We start from the raw sequence: 21,778 nt of genomic DNA, 5'->3' as shown, positions 1-21,778 counted from the left end.
TGGTGGTGGTGATGGACCACACCAACAAGGCGGGCGAGTCGAAGGTGCTGAAATCCTGCACCCTGCCCTTGACGGGCCAGGGCGTGGTGAACCGGATCATCACCAATCTGGGGGTGCTGGACGTGGTTCCGGGCGGGCTGAAGATCGTCGAGCTGGCCGATGGCGTCAGCGAGGACGCGCTGCGCGCCGCGACCGAGGCGNCNATCGTCGGGTGAGCTGACAGGGGGAGGGGGCTTCCGCCCCCTCTTGCGGCTGAAGCCGCAATTCACCCCCGAGGATATTTGGACAAGAAAGAAGGATCCGATGGCGTTCGATCGGGCGAAAATCGAGGCGCTGTTCACCCGTGACGGCCGCTATCTTTGCGCGCGCTGGGGACGGCCGGTGGCGCCGGTCATCTTCGGTCTGGCCGAGGAGAGCCTGCCGATCTTTCGCGAAGCCATGCGGGCGGTGCTTGCCCATGCCGGCCAGCCCATGGCCGAGACCGATCCCGAGATGGGGGCGAACATGATGATCTTCTTCGTCCGGGATTGGGACGAGCTGCGCGGCTTGCCCGACCTCGACCGGCTGACCGGCCTGCCGGGATTGCCCGGGCGGCTGAAGGCGGAGGCGGCGGATCAATACCGGCTGTTCCGCTTTGACGCCGGGGGCGCGATCCGGGCCTGCCTGACCTTCGTCAACATGGGCGGGCCGTTGGCGGATGCCCACCCGGGCCAACTGGCCGAGACGCTGGCCGTGCGCGGGATGCTGACATTCGCGCGCGACGTGGCGCCCTCTCCCGCGCTGGCCCGGCTGATCCGCGCCGCCTATGATCCGGTCATGCCCGCGGTCGCCACGGATGGCTCGCATGCGCTTCGTCTGGCGGCAAGGCTGTCGTCTTGATTCTTCCGGCTTCTTTCTTGCCTAAATATCCTCGGGGGAGTCGCCGTCAGGCGACGGGGGCGGAAAGCCCCGACCACCGGTAACGCCAGGACCGCCATGCACAAGTTTCCGATCCGCATCTATTACGAAGACACCGATCTGGCGGGGATCGTCTATTACGCCAATTATCTGAAATTCATCGAACGCGCCCGTTCGGAATGGCTGCGCGAGCTGGGCGTGGACCAGGGCGGCCTGCAGCGCCGGGGGCTGGTCTTTGCCGTGCGCCGGGTCGAGGCGGACTATCTCTCGCCGGCGCGGTTCGAGGACCTGCTGGCCGTCGAATCGCGGCTCGAGGCGCTGAGCCCGGCGCGGATCGTGCTGGACCAGGCCGTGACGCGCGACGGGCGATTGCTGTTCCGGGCCCGCGTCACCCTGGCCTGCCTGGCCGATTCCGGCAGGCCGGCACGCATCCCCGCAGCAGTGGCGGAACGCCTGCGGGCGGCCGATCTCGCGGGCAATTGACGCAGAATTGACGGAGAAAGCGGTGCGAGCGGGCTTGTCCCGCTGCCCGGTTCTGCTAACTGGCCTGTTAGCAGAAGCCGCATCCCAGCGGCCCAAAGGACAGGCCGAATTCCATGGAACAACTCGCCGGAGCCGGGCAGCCGGTCGATTTCTCGCTGATCGCGCTGTTCGCGCGCGCCTCGCTGACCGTCCAGATCGTCATGGTGATCCTGATCCTGGCCTCGTTCTGGGCCTGGGCGATCATCATCCAGAAGTTCATCACCTTCAACGCCGCCCGGCGCGAGGCGGACCGATTCGACCGCGCCTTCTGGTCGGGCCAGCCGCTGGACGATCTCTACGATCGCATCGGAGAGGCGCCCTCGGGCCCGGCCGAACGGGTCTTTTCCTCGGGCATGGCCGAATGGCGGCGCAGCCATCGCGACGACGGCAACCTGATCGCCGGCGTGACCGCGCGCATCGACCGGGCCATGAACGTCGCCATCAACCGCGAGAACGACCGCCTGACCCGCGGCCTGCCCTTCCTGGCCACGGTAGGCTCGACCGCGCCCTTCATCGGCCTGTTCGGCACCGTCTGGGGCATCAAGACCGCCTTCGAGGAGATCGCGATCTCGCAGAACACCTCGCTGGCCGTGGTGGCGCCGGGCATCGCCGAGGCGCTGGTGGCGACCGCGCTTGGCCTTCTGGCGGCGATTCCGGCGGTGATCTTCTACAACAAGCTCAGCGCCGATGCCGACCGCATCACCGGGGGATACGAGAGCTTCGCCGACGAGTTCTCGACGATCCTGTCGCGCCAGCTGGACGACGAATAAGATGGGGGCCGGGGTCGTCAAACGCGGTCGCAACGGCAAGGGCCGCACGCGCAGCCAGCCGATGGCCGAGATCAACGTCACGCCCTTCGTGGACGTGATGCTGGTGCTGCTGATCATCTTCATGGTGGCGGCGCCGCTTCTCACTGTGGGCGTGCCGCTGGAACTGCCCAAGACCGCCGCCCAGGCCGTCCCGGCCGAGCCCGAGGAGCCGCTGAGCGTCTCGGTCACGCCCGAGGGGCCGATCCTGGTCATGACCACCGAGGTTCCCGAGGAGGAGCTTATCACCCGGCTGCGCGCCGTCTCGGCCGAGCGGCAGAGCGACAAGATCTATCTGCGCGCCGACGGTTCGATTCCCTATGCCCGGATCATGCAGGTCATGGGGGCGCTGAACGCGGCCGGTTTCAACAACATCGTCCTGGTGACCGAGGCCGGCGGGCCGCGGATGGACGCGGGCGCGGATGGCTGAAGCCATGGACCCAGCGGAACGCATCGGCTTCTGGATCTCGGGCGTCGCCCATGCCGGGCTGCTGGGCGCGGCGCTGGTCGGCGGCGCGCTGTTCCGGCCGCAGCCGCTGGAAGCCGTGCGCATGGCCGAGGTCGCGACCATGTCCGAGGCCGAGTTCCAGTCGCTGGCCGCCGCTGCCGCCGGGCGCGGCCCGGTCTCGGATTCCGCCGCGACCACCCCTGCGCAACCGCGCCCGCCTGCCGATGAAAACCGGCCGGGCGAGGTCGAGGCGGTCAGTCCGCCCGCCCCCGATGCACAGGCGGCAGAGCTGTCCGCGCCCTCGGATCGGCCCGAGGCGCGGCCCGACCTGTCGGACTTCCAGACCCCCAACCGGCCGGTGGCCGTGGTGACCGATGCGCCGCGCCCCGCCGAGCCCGAGGACTCCGTCGAACTGGCGGCGCTGCCGCGGACCAGCGACCGGCCCGATCCGGCGCGCAATCCGGCGCAGCCGCAATCGCCGGCGCCCATCCCGCAGCGTTCGGCGCTGGCGCCGGTCGAATCGGCGCGGCCCCGTGGTCGCCCCGAAGGGCTGGCCGAGGCCGTGCAGGCCCGCCGCGCCGCCGCCGAGGCGGCGCGCCAGCGCGAGCAGTTGCTGGCCCGTCAGCAGGCCGAGGCCGCTGCCGAGCAGGCCGCCGCCGCCAAGGCCGCCGAGGCCGCCGCCCGCCGCGCCGCCGAGGAGCGCGCGCAGGAAGAACGCCGCGAGGCCGAGCGCCGCAGCGCCGACGCGGAAGCGGCCCGCAAGGCCGAGGAGGCCGAGGCGCGCGCCCGCCGTCTTGCCGCGGCCGAAGCGGCTGAAAAGGCCGCTGCGGAACAGGCTGCCGCCGAGAAGCGTGCCGCCGAGCGCAAGGCCGAGGCCGAACGCCGCGCCGCTGCCGAGAAAGCGGCTGCCGAAAAGGCCGCCGCTGAGAAGGCCGCCGCTGAGAAGGCTGCTGCCGAAAAGGCGGCCGCCGAGAAGGCCGAAGCCGAACGGAAGGCCGCCGAGGCCAAGGCCCGCAAGGAAGCCGAGGAAAAGGCGGCCGCCGAACGCGCCGCGGCCGAGAAGAAGGCTGCCGAAAAGGCTGCCGCCGAAGCCAAGGCCCGCGAACAGGCCGAGGCCGAGCGCAAGGCCGCCGAAGCGGCCAAGCAGGCCGCCCTGAAAGAGGCGATGCAGGATCAGGGCTCGGCCGGTTCGGGCGGCGGCGGGGCGGCGGCCAGCGGGCCTCCGCTGAGCCAGGGCGAGAAGGACGGCTTCCGCGTCGCCGTCGAGCAATGCTGGAACCGCGGCTCGCTCTCGACCGAGGCCAGCCGGACCACGGTTTCGGTGCAGTTCTCGATGGCCCCGGATGGCACGGTGGAAAAGGGCTCGCTGCGCATGATCGGCCATGACGGCGGCTCGGACGCGGCGGCGAAACAGGCCTATGAGGCGGCGCGCCGGGCGATCCTGATGTGCGAGCGCGGCGGCTACAAGCTGCCGCCGGAGAAATACAACCGCTGGAAGGATGTCATCATCGACTTCAACGCCAGCGGCAGCGCGCGGGTCCAGTGACATGGCATCCCGGCGCGCGACACTCTATCCTGCAACCAAGACCTTACGAGGGCGATTCATGTTGCGACATTTCCTGATGACTTCCGTGATGGCCCTTGCGGGTCTGGGGCTGGCCGCGCCGGTCCTGGCGCAGGACGGGCCGCTGCGGATCGAGATCACCGACGGGGTGATCGAGCCGATGCCCTTCGCCATCGCCCGCTTCCACGACGAGGGCGGCGCCGGCGAATACCTGGCGCAGGTGCAGAACCTGATCGCCGCCGACCTGACCGGCACCGGCCTGTTCCGCGAGATCCCGGCCAGCGCCCATATCGCACGGCCGGAAAGCTTCGAGGCGCCTGTCAGCTACGAGGACTGGAAGGCGGTCAATGCCCAGGCGCTGATCACCGGCGCGGTCAAGGTCGAGGGCGGCAAGGTCGTCGTCAAGTTCCGGCTGTTCGACGTCTTCGCCGGCCAGCCGCTGGGCGACGGCATGCAGTTCGACGCCGCGACCGGCAACTGGCGCCGGGCCGCCCACAAGGCGGCCGACCAGGTCTATTCGCGGCTGACCGGCGAGGGCCCCTATTTCGACAGCCGCGTCGCCTTCGTGCAGGAAACCGGGCCCAAGGACGCGCGCCGCAAGCGCATCGGCATCATGGATTACGACGGCGCCAACGTGAAATGGCTGACCGACGATGCGACGCTGGTGCTGAAGCCGCGCTTCTCGCCCGACGGCTCGCGGCTGCTTTACACCAGCTATGCCACCGGTTTCCCGCAGGCGATGATGATGGATGTCAATTCGCTCGGCGTGCGTCAGCTGGGCGCGGGCCAGCAGGGCACGATGAGCTTCTCGCCCCGCTTCTCGCCCGACGGGCGCTGGATCGTCTATTCGCTGGAAAAGAACGGCAATACCGACATCTACCAGATGGATGCCGCCACCGGCGCGCAGCGGGCGCTGACCAACGCCCCCTCGATCGAGACCTCGCCCAGCTACAGCCCGGACGGCAAGCAGATCGTGTTCGAGAGCGACCGCTCGGGCACGCCGCAGCTCTACATCATGGGGGCGAACGGCGGCGAGCCGAAGCGGATCAGCTTCGGCGAGGGGCGCTATGGCACCCCGGTCTGGTCGCCGCGCGGCGACATGATCGCCTTTACCCGGCAGGTCGGCGGGAAATTCCATATCGGCGTCATGCGCACCGATGGTTCGGAAGAGAAAATGCTGACGGAATCGTTCCTTGACGAGGGCCCGACTTGGGCCCCCAATGGGCGCGTCGTGATGTTCACGCGGGTGACGCCGGGCGGCGACGGCGAGCCGCGCCTGCATTCGGTGGATATCACAGGGCGCAACATGCGCCCGGTCAAGATCAATGGCGCGGCCTCGGATCCCGACTGGGGCCCGTTGCTGCCCTGAAGCGCGTGAGATGGACAGGATTATGAAAACTTTCATGAAAATTGCCGCGGTCGGCGCCATTCTCGCGCTGGCGGCCTGCGCCCGGCCGGCGCAGGACATGCAGGTCCAGGACCCCTATGCCGGGGCCGGCGGCGGCCTTGGCGGGGTCGGGGCCACTGCTCTGCCGGGCACTGCCGAATATTTCAAGACCGCCGTCGGCGATACGGTGCTGTTCGCCGTGGACCAGTCCACCCTGTCGCCCGAGGCGCGGGTGATCCTGGCCAATCAGGCCGGCTGGCTGAACCAGAACCAGGGCTTCTCGGCGGTGATCGAGGGCCATGCCGATGAGCAGGGCACCCGCGAATACAACCTGGCGCTGGGTGCGCGCCGGGCGAACTCGGTGCAGGAATACCTGGTCTCGCAAGGCGTGGCGCCGGGCCGGCTGCGCACCGTCAGCTATGGCAAGGAGCGGCCGCTGGCGATCTGCTCGACCGAGGAATGCTATTCCAAGAACCGCCGGGCCGTGACGGCGGTCAGCCCAGGGGCGGGGATGTGATGCGACGGTTTCTGCTGGCGGCCGGATTCGCGCTGGCCGCGTGGCCGGTGGCGGCGCAGGATGCGCAGACCCTGGCCGACATCCGGGCCGAGCTGAACCAGCTTTCGGCCGATCTGCAATCGCTGCGGGCGCAGCTGGTCGCCTCGGGTCCGGCGGGCTTCGCGGCGGCGGGCGGCGACAGCGCCATCGACCGCATGAACGCGATGGAGGCGCGGCTGGCGCAGCTGACCGGCCAGACCGAGCAGCTGCAGAACCGCATTGACCGCATCGTCCGGGACGGCACCACCCGCATCGGCGATATCGAGTTCCGCCTCTGCGAGATGGAGGAGGGCTGCGATCTGGGCAGCCTGACCACGCCGCCCCTGGGCGAACAGGGCGGCAGCAGCCCGCTGCCCCCCTCGGACCAGCAGGGCGCGCTGACGCAATCCAGGACCCCCTCGGCCAGGGCCGCCGCGACCGCGGCGGAAAAGGCCGATTTCGACCGGGCCCGGGAGGTGCTCGGTCAAGGTGACTTTCGTCGTGCTGCCGAGCTCTTCGCGGCCATTGCCGAAACCCATGCTGGCGGTCCGCTGACCGCCGAGGCGCTGTTCCTGCGCGGGGCGGCGCTGGATTCCGCCGGCGATCTCGACGGCGCGGGCCTGGCCTGGCTGGAAAGCTTCGCGGCCAATCCGAACGGCCCGCAGGCAGCGGATGCGCTGCTGGGCCTGTCGCGCGCCATGTCCGCCAAGGGCGGCCCGCAAGAGGGCTGCTATTATCTTCAGGAAATCCTGGCTCGTTTCCCCGGCGCGCCGCAGGCCGCCGAGGCCGAGCGGCGGCTGCAGGGCCTGGGCTGCGATACGCTGGACGAGAGCTCGGCCGAGGATCTGGACCCCGAGGCCGCGGCGGATCTGGCGGATGAGGGCTGACCCGGTCGAGGCGCGGGTGCATGCCGCGCTGGACCGTCTGGCCGGCGACCGGCCCGCACTTGGCATCGCCCTCTCGGGGGGCGGCGATTCCACCGCCCTGATGCATCTGGCCCATCGCTGGGGCCGTGTCCGGTTGCTGGCGGCGACGGTCGATCACGGGCTGCGCCCCGGCTCGGAGGCCGAGGCGCAGGCGGCCGGCCTTGCGGCCTCCGCCCTGGACATTCCGCACGAGATCTTGCGCTGGACGCGGCAGGGCGGCGGCAACCTGATGGCCGCCGCGCGCGAGGCGCGCCTGCGCCTGCTGGCCGATTGGGCCGTCCGGCATGGGCTTGCCGCCGTTCTGCTGGGCCATACGCTGGACGATCAGGCCGAGACGCTGCTGATGCGCCTGAACCGCGGCGCCGGCGTGGACGGGCTTTCGGCCATGGCCGAATCGCGCGAGGCGCTGGGGATCGCCTGGCTGCGCCCCCTGCTGGCGGTCGGCCGTGCCGAGTTGCGGCATTGGCTGGCGGCGCGGGGGCTGGGCTGGGTCGAGGACCCCTCGAACGAGAACGAGGATTTCGAGCGGGTGCGGGTGCGCAAGGCCATCGCGGCGCTGGACCTGCCGCTGCGGCAGCTGGCGCAATCGGCTGAGAATCTGGCCATGGCGCGGGATGCGCTGTGCGATTTCGCCGCACGGGTGGCCGAGGGTGCGCAAAGCCGCGCCGGATCGCTGGCGCTGCCGCTGGACGCCTTTCGCGCCGCGCCGCCCGAGATCCGCCGGCGGCTTCTTGTCGCAGGGCTGCGCTTCGTCGGCGGCGGCGACTATCCGCCCCGGCGCGAGCCGGTGCTGCATGCCCTTGCCGGGCTGGAAACCGGCGCCAGGCTGACGCTGGAGGGGGTGATCGCCGCGCCCCGCGACGGTTTCCTGTGGCTGATCCGCGAACCCGCCGCCGCGGCGCGCGCCCCCGCGGCCGAGGGCGCTGCAGCCATCTGGGACCGGCGCTGGGGGGTCGAGGGCCTGCAGCCCGGCCAGCAGGTGCGCGCGCTCGGTCACGGGGTGCTGCCGGGGCTCGACTGGCGCGGCGCGGGGCTGATGCGGGACGAGGCCGCGGCCAGCCCCGGGATCTGGCAGGGCAGCCGCCTGATCGCCGCGCCGCTGCTGCGGCCGGCCCCGTCCCATGCCGTCCGGCCGCTGGGCGGCCTGCCTGAATTCCGCGCATTGCTCTATACGCATTGAACCTGACGGCGGAATCCCTATTTTCAGGCGAAAGCCTGTTTACCCGCGGAGGACGTGCCTTTGGGCAATGCGCGCAATATCGCTTTCTGGGTAGTGCTGTTCCTGATGATCCTGGCGCTGTTCAACCTGTTCAGCGACGGATCGACCCAGATGAACAGCCGCCAGATCAGCTATTCCGATTTCATCCAGCGGGTGGAAAAGGATGAGATCACCGCCGTCACCATCGACGGCGAGAATGTCGGCATCACCGACAAGGACGGCAAGCAGTTCGCCACCGTCCGGCCGCAGGGCGAAGAGATCGCCGACCGGCTGATCGACAGGGGCGTCGAGGTCAAGGTCGAGCGTCAGCAGCAATCGGGCTTCATGTCGCTTCTGGGCGTCTGGCTGCCCTTCATCCTGCTGATCGGCGTGTGGATCTTCTTCATGAATCGGATGCAGGGCGGCGGCAAGGGCGGAGCCATGGGCTTCGGCAAGTCGCGCGCCAAGCTCTTGACCGAAAAGCATGGCCGGGTGACTTTCGACGACGTGGCCGGCATCGACGAGGCCAAGGAAGAGCTGGAAGAGATCGTCGAATTCCTGCGCAACCCGCAGAAATTCAGTCGCCTGGGCGGCAAGATCCCCAAGGGCGCGTTGCTGGTCGGCCCGCCCGGCACCGGCAAGACGCTGCTCGCCCGCGCCATCGCCGGCGAGGCGGGGGTGCCGTTCTTCACCATTTCCGGCTCGGATTTCGTCGAGATGTTCGTCGGCGTCGGCGCCAGCCGCGTCCGCGACATGTTCGAGCAGGCGAAGAAATCCGCCCCCTGCATCGTCTTCATCGACGAGATCGACGCGGTCGGCCGCGCCCGCGGCGTCGGCATCGGCGGCGGCAATGACGAGCGCGAGCAGACCCTGAACCAGCTGCTGGTCGAGATGGACGGCTTCGACGCCAACGAAGGCGTCATCATCATCGCCGCCACCAACCGCAAGGACGTGCTGGACCCGGCCTTGCTGCGCCCCGGCCGTTTCGACCGCCAGATCTATGTCCCGAATCCCGACATCAAGGGCCGCGAGAAGATCCTGGCCGTGCATTCGCGCAAGGTGCCGGTGGGTCCCGACGTGGACCTGCGCATCATCGCCCGCGGCACGCCGGGCTTCTCCGGCGCCGATCTGATGAACCTGGTGAACGAGGCCGCGCTGATGGCCGCGCGCATTGGCCGCCGCTTCGTCACCATGGAGGATTTCGAGAACGCCAAGGACAAGGTGATGCTGGGGGTCGAGCGCCGCAGCATGGTCCTGACCCCCGAGCAGAAGGAAAAGACCGCCTATCACGAAGCCGGCCACGCCATCGTCGGCCTGTCGTTGCCGAAATGCGATCCGGTCTACAAGGCGACGATCATCCCGCGCGGCGGCGCGCTCGGCATGGTGGTCAGCCTGCCGGAAATGGACCGCCTGAACTATCACAAGGACGAGGCCAAGCAGAAGCTCGCCATGACCATGGCCGGCAAGGCAGCCGAGATCATCAAATACGGCGAGGAAGGGGTATCGAACGGCCCGGCCGGCGACATCCAGCAGGCCAGCCAGTTGGCGCGCGCCATGGTGATGCGCTGGGGCATGTCGGACAAGGTCGGCAATATCGACTATGCCGAGGCGCATGAAGGCTATTCAGGCAATACCGGCGGTTTCTCGGTCTCGGCCGCCACCAAGGAGCTGATCGAGAAGGAGGTCCACGACCTCATCGAGGAAGGCTATCGCGAAGCCCACCGCATCCTGACCGAAAAGCAGGAGGAGTTCGAGCGGCTGGCCAAGGGGCTTCTGGAATACGAGACCCTGACCGGCGAGGATATCGGCCGGGTGATCCGGGGCGAGCCGCTGGGCGGCGACGAGGATGCGCCCGGCTCGACCATCCCCTCGGTCAGCGCGATTCCGCGGGCCGGCGCCGCCAAGCCGGCGCCGGATGCGGCGCCGCAACCGCAGGGCTGAGCTTCGGTCCGCGACAGGAAAACCCCCGGGGCAGACCCGGGGGTTTGTCATTGGCACAAAGGTTTCTGAGCTGAACGGATTTCGGCAGGTCAGAGCAGCAGAAGCGCCACGGCACCCAGCGCCAATCCCAGGCCGAAACCCACATTGATCACGAAGCTGGCAGCCTTCATCTGGTGACCTTTCCAGAATGCGGGGGACGATCCCCCGGTTCGCAGTTGAACGGAAAACGTCGATTCTCGCCATTGGGTTCCATCTTCGGCAAGAATCCGCCGATTGGCTGCGGCAATTCGGCCACAGCGGGGACTTGCGTCCAGGGGCCGGGCAGGGCATGGGACAGGCATGAGCCGATCCGAACCCGAACTGCCGCCGAATTCCGCCATGCCTGAATTGCGTGCGCGCATCGACGCGCTGGATGCGCGGCTGGTGGCGCTTCTGGCGGAGCGCTCGGCGCTGATCGACGAGGCGGCACGGATCAAGGCGCGCGAGAGCCTGCCCGCCCGGATCGACAGCCGCGTCGAAGAGGTCGCTGCCAATGCCCGCCGCCTCGCTGCCACCCAAGGGCTGGATCCTGATCTGGCCGAGCGGCTCTGGCGAGTGATGATGGAGCATTTCATCGCGCAGGAGGACCGGGTCCTTTCCTCGCCGAGAAGGGGCTAGCGGCACGCATGCAGGGGGCTTCGCCCCCGCGCGTTCCGCGCTCCCCCAGGATATTTATCCAAGAAAGAAAGCGGCGGCGGCCCTTCTCTTCTTTCTTGGATAAATATCCTGCGGGGGTCTGGGGGCGCAAAGCCCCCAGCGGCGGCGACGGTCATGGCGCTGCAGGCAGCCTGGTCAGACCGGGATCATCGTGCCTTGAAGCATGGCGACATGCTTGCGCGAGCCGGCGCTTTCCGCCCAGACATCGGCGGCGACCACCATGATGCGGCGGCCGGGGCGGATCACCCGGCCCTCGGCCAAAAGCTGGTCGCCGGTGGCAGGCGACATCAGGTTGATCTTCATCTCGACCGTCATCACCTCGGCGTCTTCAGGCATCAAGGTCAGCGCAGCATAGCCCGCGGCTGAATCGCCGATGCTGAAGGCCAGCCCGGCATGGCCGGCGCCATGCTGCTGCAGCGATGTCGGCAGAATCGGCGCGGTGATGGCGATGCGTCCGGGTTCGATCAGGGCAAGCCGGGCGCCCAGGGTAAGCATCATGCTCTGCCGGTCGAAGCTGGTGCGGATGCGACTTTCCAGGTCATTCATCGAACAGGCTCTCCTGCGTGCGGGGGGCGTCTAGGCCCAGATGCCGCCAGCCCAGCCGGGCCAGCATGCGGCCGCGCGGCGTGCGGCTGACCAGGCCCTGCTGCATCAGATAGGGCTCGATCACCTCCTCGATCGAATCGCGGCTTTCCGACAGCGCGGCCGAAAGGGTTTCCACCCCGACCGGGCCGCCGCCGTAATGCTCGGCCATCAGCGTCAGGTAGCGGCGGTCGGCGCTGTCGAGCCCAAGGTGATCGACGCCGAGCCGGGTCAACGCCGAATCGGCGATCTTGCGGGTCAGCCGGCCGTCGCCCTCGACCAGCGCGAAGTCGATCACCCGGCGCAGCAGGCGGCCGGCGATGCGCGGCGTGCCGCGGGCGCGGCGGGCGATCTCGCGCGTGCCCTCGGGTTCCGAGGGGATGCCCATCAGCCGGGCGCCGCGGGTCACGATCAGATCGAGCTCCTCGACGGTGTAGAATTGCAGCCGGGTCGGAATGCCGAAACGGTCGCGCAGGGGCGTGGTCAGCAGGCCGAGCCGGGTGGTGGCGCCGACCAGGGTAAAGGGTTGCAGCTCGATCCGCACCGTGCGCGCCGCCGGACCTTCGCCGATCACCAGGTCCAGCTCGAAATCCTCCATCGCCGGGTAGAGTATCTCCTCGACCGCCGGATTCATGCGGTGGATCTCGTCGATGAAGAGCACGTCGCGCGCTTCCAGATTGGTCAGGATCGCGGCAAGGTCGCCCGCCCGCGCCAGCACCGGGCCCGAGGTCATCTTGAAGTTCACCCCCAGCTCGCGCGCCATGATCTGCGCCAGCGTGGTCTTGCCAAGGCCGGGGGGGCCGTGAAACAGCGTGTGATCCATCGCCTTGCCGCGCATGCGGGCGCTTTCGATGAAGACGCGCAGATTCGCCCGCGCCTCGGCCTGGCCGACGAAATCCTCGAGCCGCTGCGGGCGCAGCGCGCGGTCCTCGCCGTCGCTTTCCAGCGGTTCGGGACGCAGCATGGGGTCGGGCTGGCTCATCGCGCGCCCCAGGGGCCGGCGCCCGTGCCCGAGGCCATGGCCTGCAGCCGGGCGATGCGCTCCTCGGTCGGCGGATGGGTGGCGAAAAGCCGGTCCATGCGCAACGCGTGCAGCGGGTTGACGATGAACAGGCTGGCCGAGGCGGGGTTCCTTTCGGCCGGGATATTCACCACCTGGCCCGCCGCGCGCGAGATCTTGGCCAGCGCACCGGCCAGTGCCATCGGCCGGCCGCAGATCTCGGCGCCGATGCGGTCGGCCTCGTATTCGCGGGTGCGCGAGATCGCCATCTGCACCAGCCCCGCCGCGATCGGCGCGAAGACCATTGCGAGGATCGCCGCCAGCCCGCCGCCGCGATTGCCGTCGCGCCCGCCGAACATGCTGGAAAACATCAGCATGTTGCCCAGCATGGCGATGGCGCCGGCCATGGTCGCGGTGACGGTCATGGTCAGCGTGTCGCGATGCTTGATATGCGCCAGCTCATGCGCGATCACTCCGGCCAGTTCGTCGCGGTTCAGCACCCGCATGATGCCCTGCGTCACCGCCACGGCGGCGTTTTCCGGGTTGCGGCCGGTGGCGAAGGCGTTGGGCTGTTCGGTTTCCAGCACATAGACCTTGGGCATCGGCAGGTTCGCCCGCTGCGCCAGCGCCGCGACCATGTCGACCAGTTCCGGGGCCTGCTGGCGGGTGACCGGATGCGCGCCCTGCTGGCGCAGCACCATCTTGTCGCTGTTCCACCAGGCGAACAGGTTGCCGGCCCCGGCCAGCACCAGCGCGATCACCGCGCCGCCCTGGCCGCCCAGCAGATAGCCCATGCCCATGACCAGCGCGGTCAGGGCGGCCATCAGGATGAAGGTGCGCAGGTTTCCGGTCATCTTTCTTACTCCTTGGGCGCCAGCAGCCGCAGGGCCGCGCGGATCAACGCGGCAGTCGGCGCGGCGGGTTCCCGGGCCGCGGCCTCGGCCACGGCCGAGGCGGCCTCGGACGGAGCATAGCCCAGATTCCCCAGGGCCGAGAGCGCATCCGCTGTCGCCTGAGCTGAGGATGGCGCTGCCGTGGCTGTCCGGGCGACAGGCGCTTCGATCACCTCGGCCGAGGGCTCGGGCAGGGGACCGGGATCGACGGTCAGGTTGCCGCCCATCGCCATGACGGCGGGGGCCTTGTCCTTCAGCTCCATCACTACGCGCTGCGCCAGTTTCGGGCCGACGCCCTGGGCCTTGCGCAACGCCGACCAGTCGCCGAGCGCCAGCGCGCGCGACAGCCCGTCCGGTCCCAGCGTGCCCAGGATCGCCAGCGCCACCTTGGCCCCCACCCCCTGCACCGAGGTCAGCAGCCGGTGCCATTCCTTTTCCAGCAGCGTGGGGAAGCCGAACAGCTGCAGCAGGTCCTCGCGCACCAGCAATTCGGTATAAAGCGCCGTCGCCTGCCCGGCGGGGGGCAGGTTCGCGGCGGTGCGTTCGCTGACATGGACGATATAGCCCACGCCGCGCACGTCGATCAGCACATGGTCCTGCGCCCGATGCAGGATCACCCCGGCGATGCGTCCGATCATGGCCCGTCCCTCACGCGCTTGCCTTGATGCGCAGGGCGCGGCCCTGCAGGTGATGGGCGTGACAAATTGCCACGGCCAGCGCGTCCGCCGCGTCCGGTCCGGCGAACTCGACGCCGGGCAGCATGAAGCGGACCATGTGCTGGATCTGCTCCTTGGCGGCATGACCGACGCCGACCACGGTCTTCTTGACCGCGTTCGGGGCGTATTCGCCGATCTCCAGCCCCGCCTCGGCCGGGGCCAGCAGGGCGATGCCGCGCGCCTGGCCCAGCTTCAGCGTGCCGAGCGCGTCCTTGTTCACGAAGGTCTGCTCGACCGCGGCCGCATCCGGGGCATGCCGGACGATCACCGCGCAAAGCCCGCGATAGAGCGCGGCGAGGCGCGGACCCAGCTCGCCCGCCTCGGAATGGACGATGCCGTTGCCCAGATGCCGCAGGCGCGGCCCCTCGACCGCGATCACGCCCCAGCCCATGTTCCGCAGGCCGGGGTCTATGCCGATGATCTTCATGCCTGTTCCCTTTTTGCCAAGCGTTAGCACGAAAGGCGAACATCGCCTAGTTGCTTTGTCATCCGCTTGACATCGCAGGTCCCCATCGGGGACAGAGGGGCACGAAAAGGGACGAGGGACAATGTCGCCAGCACTGATCGCCGTGCTTCCGTTCATCGGGGCGCTGCTGCCCGGATTGCTGATCCGCTCGGGGCGGGATGTCGCTGCGGTCTCTTGCGCGACGGCGACCTTCATCGCGCTGCTGGGACTTTGCCTGCATATCCCGGCGATCATGGCGGGCGATGTGATCACGGCGCGTTTCGCCTGGCTGCCCTCGCTGGGGCTGAACGCGCATTTCCGCATCGACGGGCTGGGCCTGCTCTTCGGCATCCTGATCCTGGGCATCGGCCTGCTGATCATCGCCTATGCCCGCTATTACCTGTCGCGCAAGGATCCGGCGGGGGTGTTCTACACCTATCTGATGCTGTTCCAGGGCGCGATGCTGGGCATCGTGCTGTCCGACAACATCCTGCTGCTGCTGGTGTTCTGGGAACTGACCTCGCTGTCCTCCTTCCTGCTGATCGGCTACTGGAAGCACCTGCCCGAGGGGCGGCAGGGCGCGCGCATGGCGCTGACCGTGACCGGCATGGGCGGGCTTGCGATGATCGCGGGCATGCTGATCCTGGGCAATATCGCCGGCAGCTTCGACATTTCGGATATCCTGCAGGCGCGCGAGGCGATCCAGGCCAGCCCCTATTACCTGCCGGCGCTGCTGCTGATCCTGCTGGGCGCCTTCACCAAATCGGCGCAGTTCCCGTTCCATTTCTGGCTGCCGCATGCCATGGCGGCGCCGACGCCGGTTTCGGCCTATCTGCATTCGGCGACCATGGTGAAGGCCGGGCTGTTCCTGATGGCGCGGCTGTGGCCGGTGCTGTCGGGCACGCCGGAATGGTTCTATATCGTCGCCACCACCGGGCTTGTGACCATGGTGCTGGCGGCCTGGATCGCCATCTTCCGCGACGATCTGAAATCGCTCTTGGCCTTTTCCACCGTCTCGCATCTGGGCCTCATCACCATGCTTCTGGGCTTCGGCACCGAGGCGGCGGCGGGCGCGGCGGTATTCCACATCATCAACCACGCCACCTTCAAGGCGGCGCTGTTCATGACCGCCGGCATCATCGACCACGAGGCCGGCACGCGTTCCATCGCCCGTCTGGGCGGGTTGCGGCGGCTGATGCCGGTGACCTTCGTCATCGGCACCGTGGCGGCGCTGTCCATGGCCGGCATCCCGCCGCTGAACGGCTTCCTGTCGAAAGAGCTGATGCTGGAAGAGGCGACCCATGCCGCCTGGCAGGGCAATCCCTGGCTGATCGCGGCGATGGCGACGCTAGGGGCGCTGTTCTCGGTCTGCTATTCGCTGCGCTTCGTCTGGCAGGTGTTCTTCGGCCCCGAGCGTCAGGATTACCCGCGCAGGCCGCATGATCCGGGCTTCGGCCTGTGGTCCGCCCCGGCGCTGCTGGTGGTGCTGGTGGTGCTGATCGGGTTGTTCCCCGCCGGCATGGCCGGCTGGCTGGTCGAGGCCTCGGCCAGCGCCGTCACCGGCACCGCCCAGCATCCGCATCTGGCGCTGTGGCATGGCGTGACCCCGGCGCTGATGCTGTCGATCACCGCGCTGATCGGCGGGGCGCTGCTGCTGGCGCTGAACCGCCACCTGCTGGCCATGCGGGCGGCGATGGCCTGGCCGGACGCCAAGGCGATCTTCGACGCCATTACCCGCTGGACGACCGGCGCGGCGGGCGCCTTCACCGACCGGCTGACCAACGGCTCGATGTCGCGCGCCCTTGCCGCCTTTTCGCTGACCGTGGTGCTTTGCGGCTTCTGGGCCTTCTCGACCGGCGGCTGGCAGGGCGCGACCCGGCCGATGCTGCCGGTCCAGCCGGTGCCGCTGGTCGGCTGGGCGGCGCTGATGGTGGCGATCTGCTGCATGGTGGCCTTTCACCGCCAGCGCATCCTGGCGCTGGTGCTGGTCGGCATCATCGGGCTGATGGTCTCGGTCAGCTTCATCTATTTTTCGGCCCCCGACCTGGCGCTGACGCAGATCTCGGTCGAGGTGGTCACGGTCGTCCTGCTGCTGCTGGCGCTGAACTTCCTGCCCAAGTTCACCGTGATCGACAGCCGCGATCGCAAGCGCGGCATCGACGCCTTCATCGCCACGCTGACCGGGCTGGGCTTCGGCGCGCTGGCCTATGTGATCATGCGCAGCGATTTCGCCTTTTCCCCGATCTCGGAATACATGCTGGCCAACAGCTACAGGCTGGGCGGCGGCGACAACGTGGTCAACGTGATCCTGGTGGACTTCCGCGGCTACGATACCTTCGGCGAGATCACGGTGCTGGGCATTGCCGCGCTGACCATCTTCGCCCTGACCGAGACGCTGCTGGCCGGCGCCAGCGGCCGGCGGCTGCGCAACTGGGTCCATGACAGCCGCCGGGCCGGCGACCGGCATCCGCTGACGCTGGTGGTGGTGACGCGGCTGATCCTGCCGGTTTCGCTGGTGGTCGGGCTGTACATCTTCCTGCGCGGCCACAACATGCCGGGCGGCGGCTTCATCGCCGGGCTGGTGGTCGCGGTGGCGCTGGTGTCGCAATACATGGCCTCGGGCTTTGCCTGGGCGCAGGAGCGGCAAAAGATCAACTATCACGCGCTGATCGGCGCCGGCGTCATCGCCGCCGGGCTGACCGGGATCGGCGCCTGGTTCGCGGGCCTGCCCTTCCTGACCTCGGCCTATGGCTATGTGAAGCTGCCGGGGCTCGAAGAATTCGAGCTGGCCTCGGCCATGGGCTTCGATCTGGGCGTGTTCCTGTGCGTGGTCGGGGCGGTGATGCTGGCCCTGAACTCGCTGTCGCGGATCGCGCGGCAGGCGGGCGAGACGGTGAACCTGGACCCGATGGACATCGACCCCAGCAGGGAGGCGCGGCGCTGATGGAACTTCTGCTGTCGAGCGCGATCGGGATGCTGACCGCCGCCGGGGTCTATCTGATCCTGCGGCTGCGGACATTCGCCGTGGTGCTGGGCATGACCATGCTCAGCTATGCCATCAACCTGTTCCTGTTCTCGACCGGGCGGCTGGTGGTGAACGCGCCGCCGATCCTGCAAAAGGGGGTGGAGGTCTATACCGACCCGCTGCCGCAGGCGCTGGTGCTGACCGCCATCGTCATCAGCTTCGGCATGACCGCGGTGGTGGTGATGATGGCGCTGGGGGCCTTCCTGGAAGGCGGCGACGACCGGGTGGACATGCCGCGCGCCGACCGCATGCCCGCAGATGCCAATTCGGGGGACGGCGACGCATGAGCCACCTGATCATCGCCCCCGTCGTCCTGCCCGCCGTCATCGGGCCGCTCATCATCCTGTGGATGCGCAACGACCTGCTGTTGCAGCGGGTGTTCTCGGTCGCCGGGACCGCGCTTCTGGCCGCGGTGGCGCTTTACCTGAACCTGCTCGCCGCGGGCGGAGAGGTGCAGGTCTATCGCCTCGGCAACTGGGCCGCGCCCTTCGGCATCGTGCTGATGCTGGACCGGCTGGCGGCGCTGATGCTGCTTCTGACCGCGATGCTGGCGCTGGCGGTGCAGCTTTACGCCATGGGCTCGGGCTGGGACCGCAAGGGCCGGCATTTCCATGCGCTCTGGCAGTTCCAGCTGATGGGCGTCTGCGGCGCCTTCCTGACCGGCGACGCCTTCAACCTGTTCGTCTTCTTCGAGATCCTGCTGATCGCCAGCTACGGCCTGATGATCCACGGCGGGGGCGAGATGCGGCTGCGCGCCGGGGTGCAGTATATCGCCTACAACCTGGCCGGCTCGACCCTGTTCCTGGCGGCGCTGGGGGTGCTCTATTCCGTCACCGGCACGCTGAACATGGCCGACATGGCCCTGCGCGTGGCGGCGATGCCGGCCGAGGATACGGCGCTGCTGCGCGCCGGCGCGGTGCTCTTGATGCTGGTCTTTGCCGTCAAGGCGGCGCTGGTGCCGCTGCATTTCTGGCTGCCCTCGACCTATGCCAATGCGCCGGGGCCGGTGGCGGCGCTGTTCGCGATCATGACCAAGGTCGGGGTCTATGGCATCATCCGCTTCTTCACCCTGGTCTTTCCGCAGGACGCCGTGACCCAAAGCGTGGTGGCCGACCTGCTGCTGCCGGCGGCGCTGTTCACGCTGGCCATCGGCCAGATCGGCATCCTGGGCACCCGCCATCTGGGCCGGCTGGCCGCTTTCGCCGCCATCGGCTCGATCGGGACGCTGATGATCGCGGTGGCGCAGTTCACCCCGCAGGGCACCGCGGCGGCGGTCTATTACCTGATCCACTCGACGCTGGCGGCGGGGGCGCTGTTCCTGATCGTGGACATGATCGGCGCGCGCCGGGGCGATCTGTGGCTGCGGCTGGACCGGGTGATGCCGGGCAACGGGCTGGTCGCGGCGCTGTATTTCACCGCGGCCATCGCCGTGGTCGGCATGCCGCCGTTTTCCGGCTTCATCGGCAAGCTCTTGGTGATGCAGGCCACCGGCGCGGCCCCGGCGATGGTCTGGATCTGGGCGACGATCCTGATCACCTCGCTGATCGCGATCTATGCCATGTCGCGCGCCGGCTCGATCGTCTTCTGGAAGAGCTTCGAGCTCGGCCCGGCCCCGGTGCCGGCGCCGACGGTCGCGGCCGGCCCCAAGCTGGAGCCGGACGAGCCGGTCCAGGACCTCGGCGATGCGCCGGCGAACTGGCTGGCGGTGGCCTCGGTGGCGCTGCTTCTGTCAGGCATCGTGGCCCTGACCGCCTTTGCCGGCCCGGCCATGCGCTTTGCCGAGGCAACCGCCGCGCAGCTGCATGATCCCGACGCCTATGTCTCGGCGGTGCTGGAAGGGCAGGAGGGCACGAAATGATCCGCCGCCTGTTCCCGCATCCCTGGCTGTCGGTCACGCTGGTCCTGGTCTGGATGGCCCTGGTCAACCGCTGGGCGGTCGGCTCGCTGGTCTTTGCCGCGATCATCGGCGTGGTGGTGCCGCTGATCACCGCGCCCTATTGGCCGGGCGCCAACGGCTACAGCAAGCCGCAGCGCATCCCGGCCTATCTGGCCATGGTGATCTGGGACATCGCCAAGGCGAATTTCACCGTGGCGCGCATCGTGCTGTTCATGCCGCGCCGGGCGCTTCAGCCCGCCTGGATCGCGGTGCCGCTGGACCTGCGCCGCCCCGAGGCGATCACCGCCCTGGCCGCGACCATCACCCTGACCCCCGGCACCGTCAGCTGCGACCTGTCCGAGGACGGGCGCGCCCTGCTGGTCCACGCCATGCACGCCCCCGACCCCGAGGCGGTGCTGGACGAGATCAAGACCCGCTACGAGGCCCGGCTGAAGGAGATTTTCGAATGATCGCTTACGCGCTTCTCTTCGCCTATGGCTGCTTCGGGCTGGCGCTCTTGTTCTGCCTTTATCGCGTGGTCTTCGCACCGGGCCTGTCGGACCGGGTGCTGGCGCTGGACACCATGGCGATCAACATGATCGCGCTTCTGACGCTGTTCGGCATCGACAAGGGCACGGGGATGTATTTCGAGGCCTCGCTGCTTTTCGCCATGGTCGGCTTCATCTCGACCGTGGCCTATGCGAAATTCGTCCTGCGCGGCGACATCATCGAATAGGGGGCGGGCATGATCGCGGAAATCGTCGTCTCGGTTCTGCTGGTGGTGGGCGGGTTCTTCGGGCTCGTCGGCTCCTACGGGCTGGTCAAGCTGCCAGACCCGATGACGCGCCTGCACGCGCCGACGAAATCGGCGACGCTGGGGGTGGGGGCGGTGCTGATCGCCTCGCTGATCTGGTTCCCGGCACGGCACGGGGCGCTGACCTGGCACGAGCTGCTGATCACGCTGTTCCTGTTCCTGACCGCCCCGGTCACCGGCTATTTCATCGCCAAGGCCCATATGCATCTGGGCTGGAGCCGCGACGAATTGCCCCGTCCGGCGCCCGGCAAGGACTGGGCCACCTTCGCCGATCCGGACAAGGCCAGCCTTGTCGATCGCCGTCCCGGGGATTAGCAAGGCGACAAGCCCGTTTGGGGGCTTCGCCCCCGCGCGTTCCGCGCTCCCCCAGGATATTTGGACAAGAAAGAACCAGGCAGAGAGGTGGCTGGCCAGCCGCTTCTTTCTTGTCCAAATATCCTGCGGGGGTCCGGGGGCGCAAAGCCCCCGGCCGCGGCGGTCCGGCCAGGCCAGGGCAGGAAAAAGGGGACGGAAACCGCCCCCTTGTCCGTCCTGATGCGCCGCTCAGATCAGCCCGGCATGGGCCAAGGCCGCGTCGATCCGCGCCTTGGTGGCCTCGGTCAGCCCGACCAGTGGCAGGCGCACGGCGTCGCTGCAAAGACCCAGCCGCGACATGGCATATTTCGCCCCGGCGACGCCCGGTTCAAGGAAGATCGCCTCGTGCAGCGGCATCAGCCTGTCCTGGTAGTCCAGCGCCTTGGCGTAGTCGCCGGCCAGCGTCGCCTCCTGGAACTGGGCGCAGAGCTTCGGCGCCACATTCGCCGTGACCGAGATGCAGCCCACCCCGCCATGGGCGTTGAAGCCGAGCGCGGTGGCGTCCTCGCCCGAAAGCTGCACGAAATCCTTGCCGCAGGCGGCGCGCTGCTGGCTGACCCGCTCAAGCTTGCCGGTGGCGTCCTTGACGCCGATGATGCGCGGCAGCTTCGCCAGCTCGCCCATGGTCTCGGGCAGCATGTCGATGACCGAGCGGCCGGGGATGTTGTAGATGATGATCGGCAGGTCGCTGGCGTCGTGCAGCGCGGTGTAATGCGCGATCAGCCCGGCCTGGGTCGGCTTGTTGTAATAGGGCGTCACCACCAGCGCCGCATCGGCGCCGGCGGCCTGCGCGTGCTGCACCAGCCCGATCCCCTCGCGCGTCGAGTTCGAGCCGGCGCCGGCGACGACCGGGATGCGGCCGGCGGCCATGCGCACCACCTCTTCGATGACCTTGCGGTGTTCCTCATGGCTCAGCGTCGGGCTTTCGCCGGTGGTGCCGACGGGCACCAGCCCGTGGCTGCCCTGTGCGACATGCCAGTCGACGAGCTTTTCCAGCGCGGGGAGATCCAGCTCCCCGTCCGGGGTGAAGGGCGTGACCAGCGCGGGCAGCGAGCCTTTGAACATGTGGGTATCCTGAATTTGCCTCTGCTGGCGGCTTACATCCGGGCGCGCGGATTGCCAAGGATGTGAGTTGCGCCGCCCGGCGGAACCT

General features: G+C 68.7%; 24 protein-coding genes. 18 read left to right on the top strand and 6 right to left on the bottom strand.

The window, feature by feature from the left end; genetic code table 11:
* The 12 genes from PARJ55_RS0117025 to PARJ55_RS0116965 form a co-directional block, all read left to right on the top strand.
* Window positions 1-215, top strand: a 215-nt coding sequence (locus tag PARJ55_RS0117025; RefSeq protein ID WP_028714120.1) for a CoA-transferase, incomplete at its 5' end; no start/stop codon positions are given.
* 88 nt (window positions 216-303) lie between these two features.
* The gene (locus PARJ55_RS0117020) at window positions 304-879 is read left to right on the top strand and encodes a hypothetical protein (RefSeq protein WP_028714119.1); all 576 of its coding nucleotides are present in this window, start codon (window positions 304-306) and stop codon (window positions 877-879) included.
* Window positions 880-975: 96 nt separating this feature from the next.
* A complete protein-coding gene (gene ybgC, locus PARJ55_RS0117015; protein WP_028714118.1) occupies window positions 976-1,380 on the top strand; it encodes a tol-pal system-associated acyl-CoA thioesterase in 405 nt (134 codons plus the stop codon).
* Window positions 1,381-1,493: 113 nt separating this feature from the next.
* The gene (gene tolQ / locus PARJ55_RS0117010; RefSeq protein WP_028714117.1) at window positions 1,494-2,189 is read left to right on the top strand and encodes a protein TolQ; all 696 of its coding nucleotides are present in this window, start codon (window positions 1,494-1,496) and stop codon (window positions 2,187-2,189) included.
* 1 nt (window position 2,190) lies between these two features.
* Window positions 2,191-2,655: an ExbD/TolR family protein gene (locus tag PARJ55_RS0117005; protein ID WP_028714116.1), complete on the top strand. Its 465-nt coding sequence runs from the start codon at window positions 2,191-2,193 to the stop codon at window positions 2,653-2,655.
* Window positions 2,656-2,659: 4 nt separating this feature from the next.
* Window positions 2,660-4,219, top strand: coding sequence for a cell envelope integrity protein TolA (gene tolA, locus PARJ55_RS0117000; RefSeq protein ID WP_028714115.1), 1,560 nt, complete (start codon window positions 2,660-2,662; stop codon window positions 4,217-4,219).
* A 76-nt stretch (window positions 4,220-4,295) separates the two neighbouring features.
* Window positions 4,296-5,606 carry a Tol-Pal system beta propeller repeat protein TolB gene (gene tolB, locus PARJ55_RS0116995; RefSeq protein WP_028714114.1) on the top strand — a complete coding sequence of 437 codons (1,311 nt, stop codon included), beginning with the start codon at window positions 4,296-4,298 and terminating at the stop codon, window positions 5,604-5,606.
* A 22-nt stretch (window positions 5,607-5,628) separates the two neighbouring features.
* Window positions 5,629-6,141: a peptidoglycan-associated lipoprotein Pal gene (pal, locus tag PARJ55_RS0116990; RefSeq protein WP_028714113.1), complete on the top strand. Its 513-nt coding sequence runs from the start codon at window positions 5,629-5,631 to the stop codon at window positions 6,139-6,141.
* Entirely contained in the window at window positions 6,141-7,046 is a 906-nt protein-coding gene (locus tag PARJ55_RS0116985; RefSeq protein ID WP_028714112.1) for a tetratricopeptide repeat protein, read from the top strand. The genes pal and PARJ55_RS0116985 overlap by 1 nt, the downstream gene beginning before the upstream one ends.
* Window positions 7,036-8,265 (top strand): tRNA lysidine(34) synthetase TilS, encoded by a 1,230-nt coding sequence (gene tilS, locus PARJ55_RS0116980; protein WP_028714111.1) that lies wholly within the window; start codon window positions 7,036-7,038, stop codon window positions 8,263-8,265. The genes PARJ55_RS0116985 and tilS overlap by 11 nt, the downstream gene beginning before the upstream one ends.
* Window positions 8,266-8,325: 60 nt before the next feature.
* Entirely contained in the window at window positions 8,326-10,224 is a 1,899-nt protein-coding gene (gene ftsH / locus PARJ55_RS0116975; protein WP_028714110.1) for an ATP-dependent zinc metalloprotease FtsH, read from the top strand.
* Window positions 10,225-10,563: 339 nt separating this feature from the next.
* Entirely contained in the window at window positions 10,564-10,881 is a 318-nt protein-coding gene (locus tag PARJ55_RS0116965; RefSeq protein ID WP_036698898.1) for a chorismate mutase, read from the top strand.
* Between the two features lie 174 nt (window positions 10,882-11,055).
* On the opposite strand, the gene PARJ55_RS0116960 is transcribed toward PARJ55_RS0116965, so the two are convergent.
* Genes PARJ55_RS0116960 through ruvC form a run of 5 tightly spaced genes read right to left on the bottom strand, consistent with a single transcriptional unit; the run spans window position 11,056 to window position 14,538 of the window.
* The gene (locus tag PARJ55_RS0116960) at window positions 11,056-11,466 is read right to left on the bottom strand and encodes a PaaI family thioesterase (protein WP_028714108.1); all 411 of its coding nucleotides are present in this window, start codon (window positions 11,464-11,466) and stop codon (window positions 11,056-11,058) included.
* Window positions 11,459-12,484, bottom strand: coding sequence for a Holliday junction branch migration DNA helicase RuvB (gene ruvB / locus PARJ55_RS0116955; RefSeq protein ID WP_028714107.1), 1,026 nt, complete (start codon window positions 12,482-12,484; stop codon window positions 11,459-11,461). Before ruvB ends, PARJ55_RS0116960 begins: the two co-directional genes overlap by 8 nt.
* Window positions 12,481-13,356, bottom strand: coding sequence for a zinc metalloprotease HtpX (htpX, locus tag PARJ55_RS0116950; RefSeq protein ID WP_028714106.1), 876 nt, complete (start codon window positions 13,354-13,356; stop codon window positions 12,481-12,483). Before htpX ends, ruvB begins: the two co-directional genes overlap by 4 nt.
* 5 nt (window positions 13,357-13,361) lie before the next feature.
* Window positions 13,362-14,033, bottom strand: coding sequence for a Holliday junction branch migration protein RuvA (ruvA, locus tag PARJ55_RS0116945; protein ID WP_028714105.1), 672 nt, complete (start codon window positions 14,031-14,033; stop codon window positions 13,362-13,364).
* Between the two features lie 10 nt (window positions 14,034-14,043).
* Window positions 14,044-14,538: a crossover junction endodeoxyribonuclease RuvC gene (gene ruvC, locus PARJ55_RS0116940; protein WP_028714104.1), complete on the bottom strand. Its 495-nt coding sequence runs from the start codon at window positions 14,536-14,538 to the stop codon at window positions 14,044-14,046.
* A 121-nt stretch (window positions 14,539-14,659) separates the two neighbouring features.
* Between ruvC and PARJ55_RS0116935 the strand changes: the two genes are divergently transcribed.
* From PARJ55_RS0116935 to PARJ55_RS0116910, 6 genes are read left to right on the top strand one after another with little or no spacing between them, the layout of a single operon-like run.
* Window positions 14,660-17,500 carry a monovalent cation/H+ antiporter subunit A gene (locus PARJ55_RS0116935; RefSeq protein WP_028714103.1) on the top strand — a complete coding sequence of 947 codons (2,841 nt, stop codon included), beginning with the start codon at window positions 14,660-14,662 and terminating at the stop codon, window positions 17,498-17,500.
* Window positions 17,500-17,868 carry a Na+/H+ antiporter subunit C gene (locus PARJ55_RS0116930; RefSeq protein ID WP_028714102.1) on the top strand — a complete coding sequence of 123 codons (369 nt, stop codon included), beginning with the start codon at window positions 17,500-17,502 and terminating at the stop codon, window positions 17,866-17,868. Before PARJ55_RS0116935 ends, PARJ55_RS0116930 begins: the two co-directional genes overlap by 1 nt.
* Complete coding sequence (locus PARJ55_RS0116925; protein ID WP_028714101.1) at window positions 17,865-19,439, top strand: monovalent cation/H+ antiporter subunit D; 1,575 nt, start codon at window positions 17,865-17,867, stop codon at window positions 19,437-19,439. Before PARJ55_RS0116930 ends, PARJ55_RS0116925 begins: the two co-directional genes overlap by 4 nt.
* The gene (locus tag PARJ55_RS0116920) at window positions 19,436-19,927 is read left to right on the top strand and encodes a Na+/H+ antiporter subunit E (protein ID WP_028714100.1); all 492 of its coding nucleotides are present in this window, start codon (window positions 19,436-19,438) and stop codon (window positions 19,925-19,927) included. Before PARJ55_RS0116925 ends, PARJ55_RS0116920 begins: the two co-directional genes overlap by 4 nt.
* Complete coding sequence (locus tag PARJ55_RS0116915) at window positions 19,924-20,193, top strand: K+/H+ antiporter subunit F (protein ID WP_024846086.1); 270 nt, start codon at window positions 19,924-19,926, stop codon at window positions 20,191-20,193. The genes PARJ55_RS0116920 and PARJ55_RS0116915 overlap by 4 nt, the downstream gene beginning before the upstream one ends.
* A gap of 9 nt (window positions 20,194-20,202) precedes the next feature.
* Window positions 20,203-20,586 carry a Na+/H+ antiporter subunit G gene (locus PARJ55_RS0116910; RefSeq protein ID WP_024846085.1) on the top strand — a complete coding sequence of 128 codons (384 nt, stop codon included), beginning with the start codon at window positions 20,203-20,205 and terminating at the stop codon, window positions 20,584-20,586.
* A 228-nt stretch (window positions 20,587-20,814) separates the two neighbouring features.
* On the opposite strand, the gene dapA is transcribed toward PARJ55_RS0116910, so the two are convergent.
* The gene (gene dapA, locus PARJ55_RS0116905; RefSeq protein ID WP_028714099.1) at window positions 20,815-21,690 is read right to left on the bottom strand and encodes a 4-hydroxy-tetrahydrodipicolinate synthase; all 876 of its coding nucleotides are present in this window, start codon (window positions 21,688-21,690) and stop codon (window positions 20,815-20,817) included.
* Between the last annotated feature and the right edge of the window lie 88 nt (window positions 21,691-21,778).

The sequence above is a fragment of the Paracoccus sp. J55 genome (assembly GCF_000513975.1).
Taxonomy (GTDB): Bacteria; Pseudomonadota; Alphaproteobacteria; order Rhodobacterales; family Rhodobacteraceae; genus Paracoccus.
This window is presented reverse-complemented; position numbering and strand designations above follow the sequence as displayed.

Coding starts and splice junctions, on each gene's coding strand:
- PARJ55_RS0116915 (WP_024846086.1), top strand. CDS start 19,924: ATGATCGCTTACGCGCTTCTCTTCGCCTATGGCTGCTTCGGGCTGGCG.
- tilS (WP_028714111.1), top strand. CDS start 7,036: ATGAGGGCTGACCCGGTCGAGGCGCGGGTGCATGCCGCGCTGGACCGT.
- ruvC (WP_028714104.1), bottom strand. CDS start 14,538: ATGAAGATCATCGGCATAGACCCCGGCCTGCGGAACATGGGCTGGGGC.
- PARJ55_RS0117020 (WP_028714119.1), top strand. CDS start 304: ATGGCGTTCGATCGGGCGAAAATCGAGGCGCTGTTCACCCGTGACGGC.
- htpX (WP_028714106.1), bottom strand. CDS start 13,356: ATGACCGGAAACCTGCGCACCTTCATCCTGATGGCCGCCCTGACCGCG.
- dapA (WP_028714099.1), bottom strand. CDS start 21,690: ATGTTCAAAGGCTCGCTGCCCGCGCTGGTCACGCCCTTCACCCCGGAC.
- PARJ55_RS0116920 (WP_028714100.1), top strand. CDS start 19,436: ATGATCCGCCGCCTGTTCCCGCATCCCTGGCTGTCGGTCACGCTGGTC.
- PARJ55_RS0116925 (WP_028714101.1), top strand. CDS start 17,865: ATGAGCCACCTGATCATCGCCCCCGTCGTCCTGCCCGCCGTCATCGGG.
- PARJ55_RS0116960 (WP_028714108.1), bottom strand. CDS start 11,466: ATGAATGACCTGGAAAGTCGCATCCGCACCAGCTTCGACCGGCAGAGC.
- PARJ55_RS0116910 (WP_024846085.1), top strand. CDS start 20,203: ATGATCGCGGAAATCGTCGTCTCGGTTCTGCTGGTGGTGGGCGGGTTC.
- PARJ55_RS0116930 (WP_028714102.1), top strand. CDS start 17,500: ATGGAACTTCTGCTGTCGAGCGCGATCGGGATGCTGACCGCCGCCGGG.
- PARJ55_RS0116985 (WP_028714112.1), top strand. CDS start 6,141: ATGCGACGGTTTCTGCTGGCGGCCGGATTCGCGCTGGCCGCGTGGCCG.
- tolB (WP_028714114.1), top strand. CDS start 4,296: ATGACTTCCGTGATGGCCCTTGCGGGTCTGGGGCTGGCCGCGCCGGTC.
- PARJ55_RS0116965 (WP_036698898.1), top strand. CDS start 10,564: ATGAGCCGATCCGAACCCGAACTGCCGCCGAATTCCGCCATGCCTGAA.
- tolA (WP_028714115.1), top strand. CDS start 2,660: ATGGACCCAGCGGAACGCATCGGCTTCTGGATCTCGGGCGTCGCCCAT.
- tolQ (WP_028714117.1), top strand. CDS start 1,494: ATGGAACAACTCGCCGGAGCCGGGCAGCCGGTCGATTTCTCGCTGATC.
- pal (WP_028714113.1), top strand. CDS start 5,629: ATGAAAACTTTCATGAAAATTGCCGCGGTCGGCGCCATTCTCGCGCTG.
- ybgC (WP_028714118.1), top strand. CDS start 976: ATGCACAAGTTTCCGATCCGCATCTATTACGAAGACACCGATCTGGCG.
- PARJ55_RS0117005 (WP_028714116.1), top strand. CDS start 2,191: ATGGGGGCCGGGGTCGTCAAACGCGGTCGCAACGGCAAGGGCCGCACG.
- ruvA (WP_028714105.1), bottom strand. CDS start 14,033: ATGATCGGACGCATCGCCGGGGTGATCCTGCATCGGGCGCAGGACCAT.
- ruvB (WP_028714107.1), bottom strand. CDS start 12,484: ATGAGCCAGCCCGACCCCATGCTGCGTCCCGAACCGCTGGAAAGCGAC.
- PARJ55_RS0116935 (WP_028714103.1), top strand. CDS start 14,660: ATGTCGCCAGCACTGATCGCCGTGCTTCCGTTCATCGGGGCGCTGCTG.